Here is a 19735-nt window from a genome sequence, read left to right as displayed (position 1 = left end):
ATCAATCTCTAAATAGAAAGAAACAGTTGCAAATATACGTAAAGTTTCTTGAAAAAAAATATTTTTTCAATATTTACTTAAAAGCGTTTCTAACGCGTACAGCCACATCTTCAAGCGCTTCATGAGTCATCTCCAGTTTTTTTCCTCCGAAATACATATCAGATTCCTTTGTAATAGGAATCAAATGAATATGCGCATGAGGCACTTCCAACCCCATAACTGCGATACCTACACGTTTACATTCAATAGCGGTTTCTTGTGCTCGAGCCACACGTTTGGCAAACGCCATCATACGACCAAGCATTGTATCGTCTATATCAAATATATAATCTACTTCTTTTTTGGGAATTACCAATGTATGTCCCACCGCAACCGGATTAATATCCAGGAAGGCAAAAAATTCATCGTCTTCCGCAATTTTATGGCTGGGTATTTCTCCTGCCACAATTCTACTGAATATAGATGCCATAACTATTTTATTTTAAAGCGATATTTCCATGATTTCAAAACTCATAACACCGGAAGGGACTTTAATTTCAGCGATCTCTCCCACCTTTTTACCAAGCAAGCCTTTAGCAATAGGAGTACTAATCGCTATCTTGTTTTCTTTCAGGTTTGCTTCCGTATCCGATACCAGTGTATAAGTCATTTCCATGTTATTCTTTGTATTTTTAATCCTTACCTTATTCAAGATCTGGACAACATCGGTAGACACGCGCGACTCGTCAATCAAACGGGCATTTGCAATCAACCCTTTCAATTGAGCGATTTTACTTTCCAGAAGACCCTGGGCCTCTTTAGCCGCATCATATTCCGCATTTTCAGACAAATCTCCTTTATCGCGGGCTTCAGCAATCTGCCTGATCACTTCCGGACGCTTGTTATTCTCTAAATCGTTTATCTCTGCCAGAATTTTATTATAACCGCTTTCGGTCATATAACTAACAGCTGCCATATTAAATCCTCCTTCTTTATTTAAATTATTATTTATTTACTGAGCAATAAAAAAAAGAATCCCGGCCAACAATCTGGTCGGAACTCCTTTTTCTTCTATTTTAAGACTATGCAAAGATAGTAATTATTTCAATACTTGCAAACAGGCTCAAAGTGCTTTACAACATATAAATCTGAATGTTAGCTTTCATTCGCTAAAGCACAGCTTTCACATCAGCTTCCAATTTATCCACATCTTCCACCCGCTTAACCAGATTGCCTTTACGATCCAGAATAAAGAGAGCCGGCAAACGTTTCACATTGTACAGACCTGCCACCTGCGAATAAACGGATTCCGGATCACGCACACAAACCCAAGGAAGATTTGCAGCACCATTCCGCCAGAAATGGAAATCAGAATCCAGTGATATCTGGTATATCTCCAACCCATCTTTATGATAGCTGGTATATAAACCACCCAATGTCATATTCAATGCAGGCGACCATTCGCTTTGGTAAGCGGTAAAGTTAATCAGCACCACTTTGTCTTTAGCTATATCCGATAACTTAACAACCTTTCCATATACATCCGGAAGCTCTATATCAAGAAAACTCACTTCTTTCTGCTCCACCTTCGACAGGTCTACCGGACGCTGTGCACGAAGAACTTTCATCGATTGGAGAGTCAGATTATACAAATGCTTTGTACGGGGGCTCTCCGGATAATAATGGTCAAAACTGGTCGCCACAGCACCATAAGCCCGCACATCATTCTTATCATACAAATCAAAGAACAATAGTCCGTCTATCTGCTGGAATAATGCAAAATAAGCCGGAGTGGACATCGGAGCCGAATATATATATTTACGAGCAACCTCTTTATAAGCATTGGCGGCTTCCAACACTTTATTGCGATAGGTTGTATCCGAAATCATTTTATCTTCATAATCTTTTCTCAAACGGCTGATTACCTGATTGGCATCCAACTGAGCTAAAGTTATCGCTTTAATCGCTTTACTGTTCTCCGAACCTTCCACCGTATAAGAAGTAGCAAACGTTCCTGCATCAGCCATAAACGTAACGGTTTCCGTAGAATCCACAGAAAAATTAATAAACTGATTATTAAGACGTAAACGGTAGAAATCCGGATACTCCGGACGCTTTTCAGTAAACTTAAATTTGCCACCGGCAGATAATTTTACAGAATCAAGCTTCGTTACAGTTGACAGGCCTACATTTTCGATATACATAGTCTGTCCTTCAGCCCCTGCAATAACTCCTTCTACCTTGAATTCCGATGAGTTATGGCAAGCTGACAACAGAAATATACATAAGCCTAACACTGTCAGTAAACGTGTGGATTTTTGTTTCATCATTTCTTTACTTCTTATTTAATAATCCGCTGCAAATATACATTAATTTACAATTGTAGCACTATTATTCATCAAATCTTACCCATTTTTCATAAAAAAAGAGTTCCTATTACGTATTTTATTTTCATTTTCATGCATTTACAGGTAAACTTTCATTACATTTGCACCAATTTTTACAGATAGAAAAATAAGAAGAAGATTATGCTTAATCCAATTAACAAGACGATCGAATTGGCTGATGGAAGAACCATCACCATCGAAACCGGGAAATTGGCCAAACAAGCAGACGGATCTGTTACCGTACGTATGGGTAACACCGTATTGCTGGCAACTGTTTGCGCCGCCAAAGATGCAGTTCCCGGTACTGATTTCATGCCGTTGCAAGTCGAGTACAAAGAAAAATTTTCGGCATTTGGCCGTTTCCCCGGTGGTTTTACAAAAAGAGAAGGAAAAGCTTCCGACTACGAAATCCTTACTTCCCGTTTGGTTGACCGCGCACTTCGTCCACTTTTCCCGGACAATTACCATGCAGAAGTTTATGTAAATATCATCCTGTTCTCTGCAGATGGCGAAGACATGCCGGATGCACTTGCCGGATTAGCAGCCTCTTCTGCACTGGCAGTTTCCGATATACCTTTCAACGGTCCGATTTCTGAAGTCCGTGTTGCCCGCGTTGATGGAAAGTTCGTTGTAAATCCTACTTTCTCTGAATTGGAAAAAGCAGATATAGATATTATGGTAGGTGCAACGCTTGATAACATCATGATGGTTGAAGGTGAAATGAACGAAGTTCAGGAATCCGAAATGCTTGAAGCAATCAAAGTTGCCCATGAAGCAATCAAAGTACAGTGCCAGGCACAGCTCGAATTATCCGAGGCTTGCGGCAAACTGGTAAAACGCGAATATTGCCACGAAGTAAACGATGACGAATTACGCAAAGATGTACACGAAAAATGTTTTGCAAAAGCATATGCCGTAGCAACATCCGGCACAGACAAACACCAGCGTGCCGAAGCATTCGAAGCTGTTGTTGAAGAATACAAGGCTCAGTTCTCCGAAGAAGAACTGACTGACGAAAAAGCAGAGATGATAGCCCGTTACTACCATGATGTGGAAAAAGAAGCAATGCGTCGTGCTATCCTGGATGAAGGTAAACGCCTGGATGGTCGTAAGACTACAGAAATCCGTCCTATCTGGATTGAAACAGATTGCCTGCCCGGGCCTCACGGTTCTGCAGTTTTCACACGTGGTGAAACACAGTCGCTATCTACAGTTACGTTAGGTACAAAAGCCGACGAGAAGATGATAGATGATGTTTTGAACCACGGAAAAGAACGTTTTCTTCTGCATTATAACTTCCCTCCTTTCTCTACCGGTGAAGCAAAAGCATCCCGTGGCGTAGGTCGTCGTGAAATCGGTCACGGTAACCTTGCACACCGTGCATTGAAACGGATGATTCCGGAAGATTATCCTTATGTGGTGCGTGTTATCTCCGACATTTTGGAATCTAACGGTTCTTCTTCTATGGCAACAGTTTGTGCAGGTACACTGGCATTAAGAGACGCAGGTGTTCCGATGAAGAAACCGGTATCCGGTATCGCAATGGGATTAATCTCAGAAAATAAAGGACAGAATTACGCTATCCTTTCAGATATCTTAGGTGACGAAGACCACTTAGGCGATATGGACTTCAAGGTAACCGGAACTAAAGACGGTATCACCGCAACTCAGATGGATATCAAAGTTGACGGCCTATCATATGAAATCCTTGAAAATGCATTGGCCCAGGCAAAAGAAGGCCGTATGCACATTTTAGGAAAGATTACGGAAGCACAACCTGAAACCCGTTCCGACCTGAAACCTCATGCTCCGAGAATTGAAGCTATGACTATCGGAAAAGAATTCATTGGCGCAGTAATCGGCCCGGGCGGAAAGATTATCCAGGGTATCCAGGAAAAGACCGGTGCTGTTATCACTATTGAAGAAATTGACGGTGCAGGCAGAATTGAAATCTCAGGAACTAATAAAGCAACTATTGATGCTGCCATTCGTTCTATCAAAGAAATCGTAGCTATTCCTGAAATCGGCGAAGTATACGAAGGTAAGATTTCATCTATTATGCCTTACGGTGCCTTTGTCGAATTCATGCCGGGAAAAGACGGCTTGCTGCACATCTCCGAAATAGATTGGAAACGCCTTGAAACTGTTGAACAGGCAGGTTTGAAAGAAGGCGATACAATCTCTGTAAAACTGGTCGACATCGATTCCAAAACAGGCAAGTTCAAACTTTCACACAAAGTTTTATTACCGAAACCGGAAGGTTACGAAGAACGTCCTCCAAGACCGGAAAGAGCTCCGAGACCTAATGGTAACGGAAATGGCCGTGGCCCTCGCCAGGATCGTGGAGATCGTGGTCCCCGTCACGACCGTGAATAAATCGGATTTATAATAATACGATACATATAGGCCGGACTCATAATTATTTGAGTCCGGCTTTTTTATACCCTATTCCTTATTCCTTAATAAGAAGAAATCATAGTCCCGATAAATAGTCATCATCCCGAGAGTAAACAACAGCCAACTGCCACTTATCTACCGTCAATAAAAAAGCGGCATCCGATACTTTCGTACCAAATGCCGCCTTATATAATAAAGTATAGTTCCTATTTACCGCAACAAGTTCTCGGTTTAATCTGCTTGAAGAAGTCATTCCCCTTATTATCTACCAAAATAAATGCAGGGAAGTTCTCCACTTCAATTTTCCAGATAGCTTCCATACCCAATTCCGGATATTCCACACATTCAATACTCTTGATATTGTTCTGTGCAAGGATTGCAGCCGGTCCACCGATACTACCCAGGTAGAAACCGCCATGTTTATGGCAAGCATCCGTTACCTGCTGGCTACGGTTACCTTTTGCAAGCATAATCAAACTGCCGCCATGGCTCTGGAACAAATCAACATAAGAGTCCATACGGCCGGCAGTAGTCGGTCCCATAGAACCACAAGCCATTCCCTTAGGAGTCTTTGCAGGTCCTGCATAGTAAATAGGATGGTCTTTGATATACTGAGGCAGGTCTTCGCCACGGTCTATGCGTTCTTTCAGTTTAGCGTGAGCGATATCACGGCCAACTATGATAGTTCCATTCAGTGACAAACGAGTTGCAACAGGATACTTATCCAATTCTTTCAAAATGTCAGCCATCGGTTGGTTCAGGTTAATCTTTACAGCATCACCTTCGCCTGCCTGACGCAATTCTGCAGGAATCAATTCTCCAGGATTACTATCCAGTTTTTCAATCCAGATACCTTCCTTGTTTATCTTACATTTAACATTACGATCGGCAGAACAGCTAACGCCCAAACCTACCGGACAAGAAGCACCGTGACGAGGCAGGCGGACGATACGAATATCGTGAGCCAGATATTTGCCACCGAACTGTGCACCTAAACCGATCTTATGAACTTCAGACAATACTTCTTTCTCAAGTTCTATATCACGGAAAGCACGTCCGTATTCATTGCCTGTAGTCGGCAGGTTATCATAATAATGAGTAGAAGCCAATTTAACTGTCAGCAAATTCTTTTCGGCAGAAGTACCGCCGATTACAATTGCAATATGATAAGGAGGGCACGCTGCCGTACCTAATGTCTTAATCTTTTCAATCAGGAAAGGCACCAGTGTACCCGGATTCAGGATTGCTTTTGTTTCCTGATACAGATAAGTTTTATTTGCAGAACCCCCGCCTTTAGTAACACACAGGAATTCATATTCCATACCTTCGGTAGCTTCGATATCAATCTGTGCTGGCAGGTTGCACTTCGTATTCACTTCCTCATACATATTAAGAGGAGCATTCTGTGAATAACGCAGGTTTTCTTCCGTATACGTTTTATATACACCTTCAGACAGGGCTTCTTCATCACAGTATCCGGTCCATACCTGCTGTCCCTTTTCACCGTGAATAATAGCCGTACCGGTATCCTGACAGAAAGGAAGTACACCTTTTGCAGCCACTTCCGCATTACGCAGGAAAGTAAGAGCCACATATTTGTCGTTATCACTTGCTTCCGGGTCGCTCAGAATTTTAGCAACCTGCTCGTTGTGCGAACGGCGAAGCATAAAAGACACATCGCGGAAAGCCGCATTAGCCATAGCTGTAAGACCTTCCTTTTCGATTTTCAGAATAGGATGACCTTCAAATTCCGAAACGGAAACATAATCTTTAGTAAGCAAATAATACTCAGTCGTGTCCGGTCCTAACGGAAACATCGGCTGATACTTGAAAGGAGGTGTTGCCATATGTTTAGAATTTATATGTAATTATTGGTTCTAAGATTTCAATCCAATGGATTGCAAACTTAGTTAAAAATCACGAGAAACGGCAGAAGTTTAGCTTTTTTATCCTTCCCATACCGGTTAAGCGGCAAAATCATAGCCTTATCAGAAAGCCAGTGATACAACCGGAAAAATTCCTCCTAATAAAAGCGGGAGTTTCAAGCTTTGAAACTTTTTGTTTCATCGGGTGGAACTTTTTGTTTCATTACTTTGAAACTTTTTGTTTCAAACCATGAAAATATTTTGAAACTGCTTCTATTTATTAAAATAACCTCACTATAAACATTATATTTAAATTAAATGTATTTTTGCATAGGAAACTACTCTACGAAACGAAATAACAAACAAATAAAGAACTAAGCCTATGCTTGTCCTTCTTAAACGATATATCGGATGGATACTTTTGCTTTTACTTTTACTGGGAGGCTCAGGTACATCCATCCTATGGCTTTGGAAAGAAAACCAACGGCAAAAAGAAGAACAAAAAAAGCTAACCAGGCAACTCAGCCAGGCAACAGAAGCACAGAAAGAAGCTATTATCACCCGGCGTATCAGTACACAATTGGAAGAAATCGCTTACCAACAAAAAGAAATATCCGACAAACAGAAACAAGAAGCTATCCATCAGACTGAAATAGCAGAACTGATGCGTGCACATGCCGAACTGGAACGTGAAAAAGCACTTTCCGCCCAACAAGCCGCTCTTGAAGCTTACGACCAAATGGAAAAGCAAAAGAAACTGGCAGAGACCCACAGGGAAGAAGCGATAGCCATTCAAAAGGAAGCAGACACATTAGCTTACCGTGCAGTAGGGCGTTCGCTTGGCTCGCTGGCTTCCACCCAATATACCACAGGAAATAAAGAAAAGGCAGCCGTATTGAGTTATTCCGCCTGGCGAATTACTTCCCAATACAAAGGGGATGTATACCAGCCGGTTATTTTCAATGCCTTATCGCAAACCTGCCAGTTATCCAAGCATTTGGGAAACCACAAAGGTGCAATACGCGACATGGTTCCTTTTCCCGATAAACAGGGGAAATATCTCCTTACAGCCAGCCAATATGGGGAATTATTTCTTTGGGAAGAAGATAAAAACAACAAGATACAACAGAAAACAATATTCAGTAATCCGGCATTCGATTTCCGCAAAGTAGTAATCAACAATGAAAATATCTACGCACTATCTTATACGGGCACACTGCTTCATATCGATAAAAATAAAAAACAGGAAGAGATCCCCCTTGATTTAACAGCCCCGGCAGGCATGCTGTTGAACAATAATAAACTGTATATAGCTACTAAAGAGGGAGAAATACAGGTAGCCGATTCGGGCAAATGGAATTTCCAATCCTTCTATATCCATCCATGTCCAATCACTTTTTTTGATATGACAGCAGATGGGATGATACTGGGCGACAACAATGGGGGGATTTACCTGTTGGATAACCAGGGGAAAACCTCGCTTGTTTGGAACAAGGAGAAACAAGCTGTTACCTGCGTCTTGTCAAACCTTCGAGAGGGGATTCAGGCTATCGGATATAAGAGTGGGCTTATCCTCTACCGTAAATCTCCCCAAGAAACTGTTTTCAAAGAACTGATAGGGCATATTTCACCGGTCACCCGGATAAAGCACCTTAACAATAAACTCCTGAGCAGTAGCTACGATGGTTCTGTACGCCTTTGGAATAACATCTATGGCGAAAACAAAATAGAATCTGCCATTGTATACCAATTCTCCGAATGGATACATGCATTCACCATCGACCGGGATGGCAAACATATTTTTATAGGCGATGAAAGAGGAAACCTGAGCACAGTCTCTATCTCCCCCAAACAGATGGCTAAACATATCAAAGAAACGCTCATCTCAAATCTTACCCAGGAAGAATTGGAATATTACCTAAACGAAGTCAGCGAATATGAAATGGACAAATAACATATGGAACTACAGGCTTATCTTCCTGCTGCAGATTGCCTGGGCAGGAACACTCCTTCCGGTGTTCGCCCAGACAGGGCTTCCTTTTTTCCAGAATTTTACGTCTCAGGATTATTCGGCACATAACCGGAACTTTGATGTAGTCTGCGATTCTTCGGGTATAGCCTATTTTGCCAACTTTGAAGGAATTATTTATTTTAATGGTGCCGAATGGAATAAAATATTAACCCCCGGAATCTCCCGCATAACCCGTCTGTATGCAGACAATAACAACTATATCTGGGCCGGAGGACATAATTATATTGGCAAGATAGCAGCATCTATCAACGGAACCCCTGTTCTGAAAACCTTTATATCTGATGATACAAAAGGCAAAAATAACATCCGGATCGGTGAGGTGCTACGTATTATGGAGAAAGGGGATTCCCTTCTATTCTATACACAACGATATAAAATCAGTATCCGGAATGATTCTATTTCTTCCATGGAAAACCTTTCGGTTAAAAACATAGAAACAATAAGTACCAAGCCTTTACAACTATCCAAACAACTTCAGGTCATTATAAACGGGACTTCCGGACTTTCCTTTCTCGATAAGAAGGGTAAAAAACTTTTCTCGATGACTGAGGAAAACGGCTTATGCAGCAATACAATAAACCAGATAGCTACAGATAACCGGGGATCATTGTGGGGAGCCACAGATAATGGAATTTTCCGAATCAACACCCCGTCTTTTTATACCCATTTCACCCCGGAAGTAGGCTTAAGAGGCGAAGTAACCACCCTGTACCGCTACAAACATAAATTTTATGCGGGGACATTACATGGGCTGTTCATTTATAATAGAGAGCATTCCCGTTTTGAACCACTACCATCTATTACCCAGGCGTGCTGGCAACTGAAGGAAAGTCCTTCCGGCACACTATATGCAGCCACCAGCAATGGGTTATTCCGGATTAACGAACACAAAGCAGAAGCTATAAATGAAGACAATACATTCAGCCTGTTGTTCAATCCTTCCGACCCGCAAACTATTTATACCGGAGAAATCGACGGAATATATCTCCTCAAAGGAAAAAAGAAAAAGAAAATAGCAAATATTGAAAAAGTAATGAAACTAGAGTTTGCCAATAACCGGTTTTGGGCAGAAACTTTATATGGTGAAATCTACAGGTTCAATACCGACTTTTCTTCTCCTCTTTTACAGGACTCCATGCAAGGATTAAAAACTTCGGGCGGAAACAAAATGTATGCTATAAACCAGACCATCTATGTATTTTCGCAATCCGGCTTCCAGTATTGGGACGAGAACCGGCAACGATTTATAAAACAGGCTTCTCCATTAGATTCTTTAATAACAGCCAATACATGGTGGCCGGGATTATATGCAGAAACTTCTGCCGGACGACAATCGTGGATTACAGGTGGTGATGGGAAAAGCATTATCACATTTACCAACGGGAAAATAGACAAAGAAAAAAGCCGGGTACTACATGCCACCAAAGATTACACGATACGTGCCCTTTATCCGGAAGAAGACGGAGTTATATGGCTTGGTGGCGATTTCGGATTAATCAAATTTGATAAAAGGCAACCGGATGCAGCTTTCGACCGGCAACCGGATATATCTATCCGTTCCATCCTTTTAGGGAATGACTCTGTTTATTTCGGTGGGAACAATACAAGTATTGAACAGGTTGGCACTCTGCCGGCCCCCCATTTCAGTAGTCAGACCAAAAACTTTAAATTTATTTTTTCATCAGTAGCAAATGATAGAGTTAATGATGTTTTATATTCCTGCTACCTGGAAGGATTGGACAGCGACTGGGGGCCTTGGTTGGGATCTTCCGTAAAAGAATATACAAACCTTTCTTTCGGCTCATATACTTTCCATGTCCGGATGATGGATGCTTTCGGGCGAATGAGTGAAGTAAAAAGTTTTTCATTTACCATCTTGAAACCTTTTTACCTGAAATGGTACAGCCTGTTGGCTTATACCGGAGTTTTGCTACTGCTTATCCTCTTGTTCTTCAAATGGAGAACCCGCAAATTATTACAGGAAAAACTACATCTTGAGAACCTGGTGGAGGAACGTACGCTACAAATACGGGAGCAGCGGGATGAAATTGCAGAAAAATCCCAAAAGCTGGAAACCGCCCTGACAGAACTGAACCAGGCACAGGACCAACTGATACAACAGGAAAAAGCGGCAACTGTGGGCAAGCTTACCCAAGGATTAATAGACCGCATATTGAACCCATTAAACTACATTATTAATTTCTCCCATTTGTCGACCGTACTCCTGAAAGACATGAAAGATGATATTGAAGACGAAGAAAATAAAATTACGGAAGAGAACTATGAGGATATGCAGGATATTATGAAGATGCTTAATGTACACCTTTCCAAAATAGAAGAACATGGAAACAGTACCTCCCGTATCCTGAAAGCTATGGAAGAAATGCTATCCGACCATAGTAGCCATTTCTCTCCGGTCGATATAAATAAACTGATACATGGCAATCTGGATTTATTAAAGAAATACAACCAGAAAGAATTAGAAAAATCGGGCATCCGGATTACATTTGAACCACTGCCGGAAATGTTGGAAATCGAGGCCGACCAATTACAAATTGGCAAGGTTTTAATGAACATCATGCAAAACAGTATCCATGCACTTCAAAAGAAAATTGCAAAAACAAATATCCAACCGGAAATACGTATCCGGATACATGTTGAGGAAGGACAACTATTCATTTATTTATATGACAACGGTATCGGCATAGAAGAAAGCATTCTTAATAAAATATTCGACCCATTCTTTACCACGAAAACCACATCCGAAGCAGCAGGTGTGGGACTTTACCTGAGCCGGGAAATCCTTTTAAGCCATAATGGTACAATTAGAGTACAGTCCGAAAAAGACGAGTATACCGAGTTTATCTTATCAGTACCCATACATCAACCCATTAAATCTAAAAGCAATGAATAAAACGCTCTTATACATAATATCTTTTCTGCTTTTTCTTTCTCTTCCCATTCTCGCCCAAGAGGCAGACGCAAATAAAAGGGAACAGCTCCTCCAAGCAAGCAAGGAATATCAGGTAGGACATATCGACAAGGCAATCGATATGCTGACACCCTATGTTTCTTCATATAGCGGCACGATGAAAGTAAGTGCATATAAGCTCCTTACATTATGTTATCTGGCACAAGATGATGCGGAAAATGCCAACAGATATGCAGACCTTCTTTTGAAAGAAGACCCTTATTATAGTATTTCTCTCCAAGACCCGGAACGCTTTGCAGAGCTAATCCGCAACAAGCGGGATGGAAAAACGACTTTGGTTACAGCCTCCCAACAAGCGGAAACTCTCGAAGAAACTCCCGTTCCTGTCGTCCTGATAACGGAAGAGATGATAAAAGCAATCGGCGCACGGGATTTACGGGATGTATTAACGGCCTATGTCCCGGGAATAACCTCCATTGAAGGAAAACAAGCTAATATCAGTATGCATGGCATTTATTCTCCTACTCAGGAAAAGATACTGATTATGCTAAACGGACACCGGATGAACAGCCGCATAACAAATGCTGAGGCTCCTGATTTCAGAAACAGCCTGGATAAGATAAAACGGATAGAAGTACTCCGGGGACCTGCTTCTTCCTTATATGGAAATGTTGCCCTAACAGCAGTCGTCAATATTATCACCAAGTCGGGAAGTGATATTAATGGCGCCTATGCCTCCTATGGAATGGGGAGTAATTCCACTTTCAAAGGAGACCTGTTGTTCGGACGCAGAAACCTGGATACGGATATTCTGATTTGGGGGTCCATTTATTCTTCCAAAGGAGAAACACGGACTATACCAAGCACAGATGATAATTTCTTGGGCTTTTTTCCTATTGACGGATCTATGCAGATTGATGGTTTCAACCATAAACCGGCTTACGACTTTGGAGTTATCTTCCAATGGAATAAAATAAAAGCAATGTTCAACCAACAATATAGCAAAAGGGTTCCCTCCTATGCTTATGCCGTTACTATTCCTTCAATTTATTCATATGATAAATATAGCACTTTTAACGGGGCAAAGCCCGGACAAGGCCGTTTATCCACCAGAGGAGAAATTTCTTATTCCGATAGCCGGAATAATTTTACCTGGGACGTTTCTTTATTTATTGATGCTGATGAATGCTCTAATTATAATGTTATAGGAGATTCATTGCCTTCATTCACCATAGATGGCCTTGCTGCCATTGAAGCATCAAACGATAGTCTGGTCTTCCTGACATCGGGAGTATTTGAAATCGAAAATTGGAGAGACTTGAGTTATGGGGGGTGCATTAAAGGAAGCTACAGTTACCGCCCCGGCAAAAAAGCTCATGGAAATATTTTAGTAGGCGTTCAACTGGAAAATTATAAAATGCAAGAATATATAAACTTAACAGGAGGATTATTTAATCAGATTAAAACAAATGACTCTGATGATACTGACAGTCAGACCCTTGCTTTAGGTAGCGAATTTAGTTTTTCCATATTCAGCCAATTAAAGCATCACTTTAATCCCAAATTTATTTTCAACGGGGGATTACGCTATGATTATAAACACAGATACGACCACCAGATACTTCAGGCATTTTCTCCGCGCCTCTCCTTTATTTATTCCATCAATAAAATATGGAATATGAAATTAGGATATTCCCGTTCTTTCGTTGATGCACCGTACTACTATCGTGCATCCGGTATGTATCTAACCGATAAATTAAATCCGGAAAGTATGGATGCTATCCAGTTATCAGCAACAGCCCTGTTTAAGCATCTTCATCTTACTTACGACTGTAATCTGTATTATAACCAACTAAAAGACATCATTCATCAAGGAAGTTATCTTTATTACAATGGAAAACTAAATTTAATCGGTCTGGAAAATATACTTTCTTATACAGGCAAAAATTTAATGGTTACATGCAATATGTCTTATCAACATGTCTTGAGCGCAGAACATTATTCTTCTGATAAACACCAAATTTATGATATTCCTTCATTTTCAGGAAACCTAATCGCAGCAGCAAAGATTTTTTCTTTGCCCCATGAACAATCATTTTGGCTACGCGGAAATTTATCTGTTTATTCCTCACAACTATCACCTATTTTGGGATCTAAAGATATAGATACTATGATTTCTTTACCAGATAATAAAGAGAAAGCCCGTGCTATCCTGAATATCGGAGGCAGTTACCACTGGAAAAAATTAGAATTGAGTGTCCAATGCTATAACCTCCTTAATACATATTACCGACAAGGAGGCTCCTCTTTAAAGCATGATATTCCACAGCAAGGAAGAAGTTTTATAGCTAAAATAGCCTACACTATACAATAAGTAATAGGAAAAAAGAACGCTAACCTCTTAAAAAAGGAAAAGAATTAAGTTCAAATAATAGAGTTCAATACTACCAGAAATAAATATAAACGACCAAAAATTTGACAGGATTATTATGTTGCCATAGTTCTACTTGGACTAAGATAGACAAACAGTTATAGAGAAGAAAAAACGCTACAAAAATAACAAAAATATGTATACAACAATAAAATAATATCTTTTTGTGTAATATTTAACAACCGACATGTCATTGTAAATACATTCCTTAGCTATATCCCCTCCGAACCATACCGATATTAACGAACTATATATCAAACATTTCCTTCTACAAAATGCATACATATTTTTAATTTATCCGGATTCATAGTCCAAGTAGAACGATGGTTATTATAAGTAAAAACTACAAACAAACTTAATTCTAATAACCTAAAAATTGTGATGCCTATGGGAATTTGAGACGGACCTATTTAAAACACATGAAAAACCTCAAGTGTTATTTTCGATTTATTAATTCCAATTAAAAAACAAGTATCAAAAAAGATTATGAAGAAAGAATACAGACTATTTTCTTTTAAAGAATTTACAAAAATTTCTACATTTTGTTTGCTCTTTTCTGCCTTCTCTGCAAATGCTACAGAAATAGCACAACCAACATCAGATGTATCGCCTGTAGCTTCTGTTAATCAACAGAATAAAAGAATTACCGGAGTTGTTGTGGATAGCAAAGGAGAACCGGTTATCGGAGCAAACGTTGTTGTGAAAGGAACCACCAACGGAAATATTACAGACGTAGATGGTAAATTTACCATCGAACAGGTATCAGAGAATGCTATTCTGCAAATATCGTATATTGGTTACAAATCCCAGGATGTTCCGGTAAAGAACAAATCTCATTTTAATATTACTTTATCTGAAGACTCTGAGGCTTTGGATGAAGTAGTTGTTGTAGGTTATGGCAGCACGGTTAAGAAAGACCTGACCACAGCCGTAACAAGCGTAAAAAGCAAAGATTTCCTTCAGGGAGCAGCAAATAGTCCTTTGCAAATGATCGACGGTAAGGTTGCTGGTGTTACAGTATCCAACACAGCAGCGGCAGACCCCAACGCCAGCCCAAGCGTACAGGTACGTGGTGCATCTTCCCTGAAAGCCGGCAATGGTCCCTTGGTCGTTATCGACGGTATGCCGGGTGGTGACTTGCGTAACCTGGCACAACAGGATATTGAATCTATCACTGTATTGAAAGACGGTTCTGCAGCAGCTATCTACGGTTCGCGTGGTGCCAATGGAGTTATCCTGGTACAGACCAAACAGGGTAAAGCAGGAAAAGTCTCTATTACATATGACGGATATATTGAACATGATTTTGTTGCTGCACGTCCGGATATCCTATCTCCCGATGAATTCGTTGAATATAATATAGGAAAAGATTACGGACATCGTACAAAATGGTATGACGAACTGATTAACAAAAAGAACGTAGGCCATAACCATAATATCGCGCTTTCCGGAGGTAGCGAAACGACCATTTTCCGCATATCCGCAAACTACAGAGGCAAAGAAGGTTTGGATATTGCTACAGACCGCAAAGAATACGGCTTACGTGCGAACTTCAAACAAACTACTTTGGAAGGATTACTGGAAGTCGGAGGTAATATCTCTTATCGCTATGCAGATGAAGATTATACAGACTACGGAAGTTTCAAACAAGCTGTAGAACTGAATCCTACTTATTCCATTGAGGAAATGGATGCTTTCCGCAATAACTTCGACAGTTACAATCCGATTTATAATCTGACTCGCCGCGAAAACGGAGCTACTCAGGAATACATCACTACCGATTTCAACATTAAACTGAATATCCTGAAAAACCTGAACACCGAAGTGAAATTAGGAAGACAGGGTACAAACAAAAAGCAACGCGAATATTATTTCAAAGACCATCGTGAATCCATTAATAATAACCGCAATGGACGTGCACGCCTGGAAGACCAGAAATGGGTGGATTATACTCTGGAATGGTTAGGGAACTACTCGCTGGATATTGACAAACACCACCTCAAAATAATGGCAGGCTATTCCTATCAGGAATTCAACTGGGAAAAATTCAATGCAGAAAACATGAATTTCCCGACAGACGCATTCCTATACAATAATCTGGACGCAGGTGATTATAACAAAGCAGATGGCCGCTTAGGTATGGGATCTGAAAAGAATCAGGAAAAAACAATCGCTTTCCTGGGACGTGTAAACTATGATTTTGACAACACATTCCTTTTTACAGGTTCTATCCGTTATGAAGGAAATACCAAATTCGGCACAGACCACAAATGGGGAGCATTTCCGGCAGCTTCGGCTGCATGGCGTATCTCACGTCTACCCTATTTTGAAGATTCTTATACGGTTAACGACTTGAAACTTCGTTTTTCTTATGGCGAAACAGGACGTTCAGGATTTGATAAATACATTTCGCTTGCCAAATATTCCGGATACGGTTGGATGCCGAACAGTGAAGGAAAATGGGTTCAGGTATATGGCCCGGGGAATAATCCGAACAGAGACTTATCCTGGGAACGCCAGATTTCTTACAACTTAGGTATAGATTATACTTTATTCCAATCCCGGTTATCCGGTAGTTTGGATTTATTTATCCGTAAAGGTAAAGATGTAATCGGCGAATACCAGGTTCCGGTGCCTCCATACTTACATGAGAAAATCATGACAAATGTAGGTACTACCAATTCGAAAGGTTTTGAACTACAAGTTAATTGGGATGCTGTAAGAGCAAAAGATTTTACTTATTCGACCAATATGACTTTGGCTTTCACAAAATCCAAACTGGACTCTTTCTCCAACGAGAAATATGAATTAGGATACATGGAGGGCGACGGTCTGCCTTCACCGGGTAACCCCGGTCCGTGCCAGCGCTTGCAGGATGGTATAGAAATCGGTTCATTCTATGGTTACCGTTATGCCGGAGTGGACAATGACGGCAATATTCTTGTCTACAAAAATGGCGAAAAAGGCGGTGAAACCGTACGCGGACGTGATGCCGGAGAATTAGACAGAACCTATATCGGAAACGGTAGTCCCAAATGGGAACTTGCCTGGGGAAATACCTTTACTTATAAAGGATTCGACCTATCTTTATATTTCCGCGGACGTTTCGACTACGAGATTTTGAACCAATATCAGATGTATTATGGCTTGCAAGGTGTAACCGGTATTAATAAACTGAAATCCGCTTACAATGAAAATGCACATATCAAAGGAGAAAAAATCATGTGTGATTATTTCCTTGAAAATGGTAATTATCTGAAACTCGACAACATTACCATCGGATGGACTCCTAAAATAAATACAAAATGGATTTCCAGCCTGCGTATTTACGGCACCATGAAAAATGTATTTACCATTACAAAATATTCAGGAGGCATGGATCCGTCGAGCGTAGACGTTACCGGCTTATGGGCAGGACGCGGAAGCATGGACTTATACCCCACTGCCAGAAATCTGACATTTGGTATTCAAATCAGCTATTAATTTAAACTATATGATTCATATGAAATATATAAAATCCATCTATACAGCTGGTTTAATAATAGCAGCTGCAACCTTTACATCCTGTACGGACTTAACAGAAAAGCCCTATAGCATCCTGACAAGTGATAACTATTTTACGGATAAAGCAAGTGTCGAAGCAACTGTGCTCCGACCGTATGAACACGCCCAATGGTGCGGCTGGGACGGAGACCGCTGGCAATTGCAGGAGCTGACAGGCGACCATTTTGTCTGGACACAGAAAGGACGCCACGGATATGATGACGGACAATGGGTTCGCCTGCACGAACACAAATGGAATTATGATATGAACCAAATCAATGGCGGATGGGTCGGTCCTTACCAGGGCATTCAGCAAATTAATTCACTATTCCGCGACTTCCAGAATCTAGACTTCGAGGCCATAGGAATTACTGATACAGAAAAAGCGAACTACATCGGGGAATTACGCGCTTTGCGTGCCTGGTTCTATATCTTCCTGATCGACTTTTATCGTAATGTTCCTATTTTCACAGAAGAGAATGATCCGGACGGGCTGATTCCACAATCCACTCCCGAAGAAGTTTTTGCTTTTATTGAAAAAGAGCTGACGGAAATATTACCGACTTTAAAGAAAGAACACATTATCGGGCGGTTTACACAGGCTCCTACAGCAGCATTGCTGGCCCGTATCTATTTCAACTCAAATGTCTGGATTCACGTAGACCGTACCGATGATTGTAAAAAAATGTGTGAAGACATTATTGCCGGAAAATATGGACAATACAGCATCAATCAGCAAGATTATAAAGACCCGTTCCGTTCAGGCATCAAAGGATACGAATCACCGGAAAACCTGTTTGAGTTCCCTCACAAACGCAATGTTTACCAGTTTGGCGGTTTCCATGATTCATTCTTGCATTATACTTCCGGCCAGGCTTTAGGCAATCCGGATGGTGGTAATAACGGTATTCATCTTCAACCTTCGCGCGACTTTGACAACAAAATTTATGATTTCCCAAGCAAACTGGGTACTCCTTATGAAAAATATGCGGATTGCGACTATCGCAAGCAGCCATTCAAAATAACAACTGCCAATGGTGGTTATGAAGGTTTCTTCATGATTGGCAAGCAATTTAAATTTGACTACTCAAAAGGATATGGTTATACGAATGAACCTGTAAACGGTACGGAAGAATATAAAGGTGAACCTTTAGTCTATGTTGATCAGGTTGGACGTTTTTCTGAAGGCATAGATGTTGCAAAGGAAAAAGGTTCACGGGTAACAACCGGAGAGGAAAATTCCGGTGTACGTTTCAATAAATTCCCATACCTGCAGGAAGGTGACGGACTGTATATGTGTCAATCTGCTCCGGAAATACGTTTAGCTGAAATCTATTATATGCTGGCTGAAATCTATTATCGTGCAGGTAATAAAGGAAAAGCCGCTGAATTACTGGATCATGTACGTGTAAGAAATTATCCGGCAGATCAATGGAACAAGTATAGCTATGTACAGAATCCGACTCTACTTACAGATCAGGAATTTATCGATGAATGGGGACGCGAGTTCATTGGCGAACGACGTCGCCGCATGGACCTGATCCGTTGGGGACGCTTCGGTGATGCATGGTGGGACAAAGGCGTTGACCCGAATGATAAAGAATATACTATATTCCCAATTCCGAAACGACAATTAGATGCTAACCCGTTGTTAAAACAAACAACGAAAGGATGGTAATAATTTCCGTTAAGAATACAGACCAGTGACCGGTTCTTTTTACCTTTAGTTTTTCGCACTTAATAATGATACAGGACTAAGAATCGGTTTATCAATGTATCATTAACATCATTACAGGCAGACATACTTGTTCTAAAAACATGTTTATGTTTGCCTGTTTTTTTATTAATAAACAATCTATAGCAACTTGCATAAAAAACAACCGGCAACAACAAAACCGTGCAAAGATTGAATATCAATACACATACTCCCAAAATAGCCACAAATCACTAATTATCAAATTGTTAAATATTACACAATTTGTAATTATTTTATTGCCTGAGACATTTTTTTATTATTTTTGCATCGTTTTCACCCTTAATTTATTCAATTTTTAAACGATATAAAAACGATAATAATACCATAAAAAAACAACAATGCTGTAAAATTCAACAGCTATAGCCCATATAAATATTACCAACCCGATTATAAAAGAAAAACAATTTAATAAT

Annotated in this window: 10 protein-coding genes; 6 read left to right on the top strand and 4 right to left on the bottom strand. The window is 40.5% G+C overall.

Going from position 1 to position 19735, the window contains the following annotated elements:
- Positions 1 to 73: 73 nt before the first annotated feature.
- From ACGE0T_RS20615 to ACGE0T_RS20605, 3 genes are all read right to left on the bottom strand, one after another.
- Positions 74 to 469: an HIT family protein gene (locus ACGE0T_RS20615; protein ID WP_459188448.1), complete on the bottom strand. Its 396-nt coding sequence runs from the start codon at positions 467 to 469 to the stop codon at positions 74 to 76.
- Positions 470 to 481: 12 nt separating this feature from the next.
- Complete coding sequence (gene greA, locus ACGE0T_RS20610) at positions 482 to 955, bottom strand: transcription elongation factor GreA (RefSeq protein WP_459188447.1); 474 nt, start codon at positions 953 to 955, stop codon at positions 482 to 484.
- A gap of 193 nt (positions 956 to 1148) precedes the next feature.
- On the bottom strand, positions 1149 to 2306 hold the full coding sequence (locus ACGE0T_RS20605; RefSeq protein ID WP_459190527.1) for a DUF4369 domain-containing protein: 1158 nt from the start codon (positions 2304 to 2306) through the stop codon (positions 1149 to 1151).
- Positions 2307 to 2507: 201 nt separating this feature from the next.
- On the opposite strand from ACGE0T_RS20605, the gene pnp reads away from it, so the two are divergent.
- Positions 2508 to 4742 (top strand): polyribonucleotide nucleotidyltransferase, encoded by a 2235-nt coding sequence (gene pnp / locus ACGE0T_RS20600; protein WP_459188446.1) that lies wholly within the window; start codon positions 2508 to 2510, stop codon positions 4740 to 4742.
- Between the two features lie 227 nt (positions 4743 to 4969).
- On the opposite strand, the gene ACGE0T_RS20595 is transcribed toward pnp, so the two are convergent.
- Entirely contained in the window at positions 4970 to 6610 is a 1641-nt protein-coding gene (locus ACGE0T_RS20595; RefSeq protein ID WP_459188445.1) for a fumarate hydratase, read from the bottom strand.
- A 400-nt stretch (positions 6611 to 7010) separates the two neighbouring features.
- Between ACGE0T_RS20595 and ACGE0T_RS20590 the strand changes: the two genes are divergently transcribed.
- The 5 genes from ACGE0T_RS20590 to ACGE0T_RS20570 all read left to right on the top strand — a co-directional run bounded on the left by ACGE0T_RS20590 (position 7011) and on the right by ACGE0T_RS20570 (position 19244).
- Positions 7011 to 8582: a WD40 repeat domain-containing protein gene (locus ACGE0T_RS20590; RefSeq protein ID WP_459188444.1), complete on the top strand. Its 1572-nt coding sequence runs from the start codon at positions 7011 to 7013 to the stop codon at positions 8580 to 8582.
- Positions 8566 to 11574, top strand: a complete 3009-nt coding sequence (locus ACGE0T_RS20585; protein WP_459188443.1) for an ATP-binding protein — start codon at positions 8566 to 8568, stop codon at positions 11572 to 11574. Before ACGE0T_RS20590 ends, ACGE0T_RS20585 begins: the two co-directional genes overlap by 17 nt.
- Positions 11567 to 13966: a TonB-dependent receptor plug domain-containing protein gene (locus ACGE0T_RS20580; protein WP_459188442.1), complete on the top strand. Its 2400-nt coding sequence runs from the start codon at positions 11567 to 11569 to the stop codon at positions 13964 to 13966. Before ACGE0T_RS20585 ends, ACGE0T_RS20580 begins: the two co-directional genes overlap by 8 nt.
- A gap of 543 nt (positions 13967 to 14509) precedes the next feature.
- Positions 14510 to 17506 (top strand): SusC/RagA family TonB-linked outer membrane protein, encoded by a 2997-nt coding sequence (locus ACGE0T_RS20575; RefSeq protein WP_459188441.1) that lies wholly within the window; start codon positions 14510 to 14512, stop codon positions 17504 to 17506.
- Between the two features lie 19 nt (positions 17507 to 17525).
- Positions 17526 to 19244, top strand: coding sequence for a RagB/SusD family nutrient uptake outer membrane protein (locus ACGE0T_RS20570; RefSeq protein ID WP_459188440.1), 1719 nt, complete (start codon positions 17526 to 17528; stop codon positions 19242 to 19244).
- Positions 19245 to 19735: the final 491 nt, after the last annotated feature.

The sequence above is a fragment of the Parabacteroides sp. APC149_11_2_Y6 genome, assembly GCF_054506995.1.
This window is presented reverse-complemented; position numbering and strand designations above follow the sequence as displayed.

Bases quoted from the DNA above. Each gene is read 5' to 3' on its own strand.
- ACGE0T_RS20615 (WP_459188448.1), bottom strand. From the start codon at position 469: ATGGCATCTATATTCAGTAGAATTGTGGCAGGAGAAATACCCAGCCAT.
- ACGE0T_RS20575 (WP_459188441.1), top strand. From the start codon at position 14,510: ATGAAGAAAGAATACAGACTATTTTCTTTTAAAGAATTTACAAAAATT.
- greA (WP_459188447.1), bottom strand. From the start codon at position 955: ATGGCAGCTGTTAGTTATATGACCGAAAGCGGTTATAATAAAATTCTG.
- ACGE0T_RS20590 (WP_459188444.1), top strand. From the start codon at position 7,011: ATGCTTGTCCTTCTTAAACGATATATCGGATGGATACTTTTGCTTTTA.
- ACGE0T_RS20570 (WP_459188440.1), top strand. From the start codon at position 17,526: ATGAAATATATAAAATCCATCTATACAGCTGGTTTAATAATAGCAGCT.
- ACGE0T_RS20585 (WP_459188443.1), top strand. From the start codon at position 8,566: ATGAAATGGACAAATAACATATGGAACTACAGGCTTATCTTCCTGCTG.
- ACGE0T_RS20595 (WP_459188445.1), bottom strand. From the start codon at position 6,610: ATGGCAACACCTCCTTTCAAGTATCAGCCGATGTTTCCGTTAGGACCG.
- pnp (WP_459188446.1), top strand. From the start codon at position 2,508: ATGCTTAATCCAATTAACAAGACGATCGAATTGGCTGATGGAAGAACC.
- ACGE0T_RS20580 (WP_459188442.1), top strand. From the start codon at position 11,567: ATGAATAAAACGCTCTTATACATAATATCTTTTCTGCTTTTTCTTTCT.
- ACGE0T_RS20605 (WP_459190527.1), bottom strand. From the start codon at position 2,306: ATGAAACAAAAATCCACACGTTTACTGACAGTGTTAGGCTTATGTATA.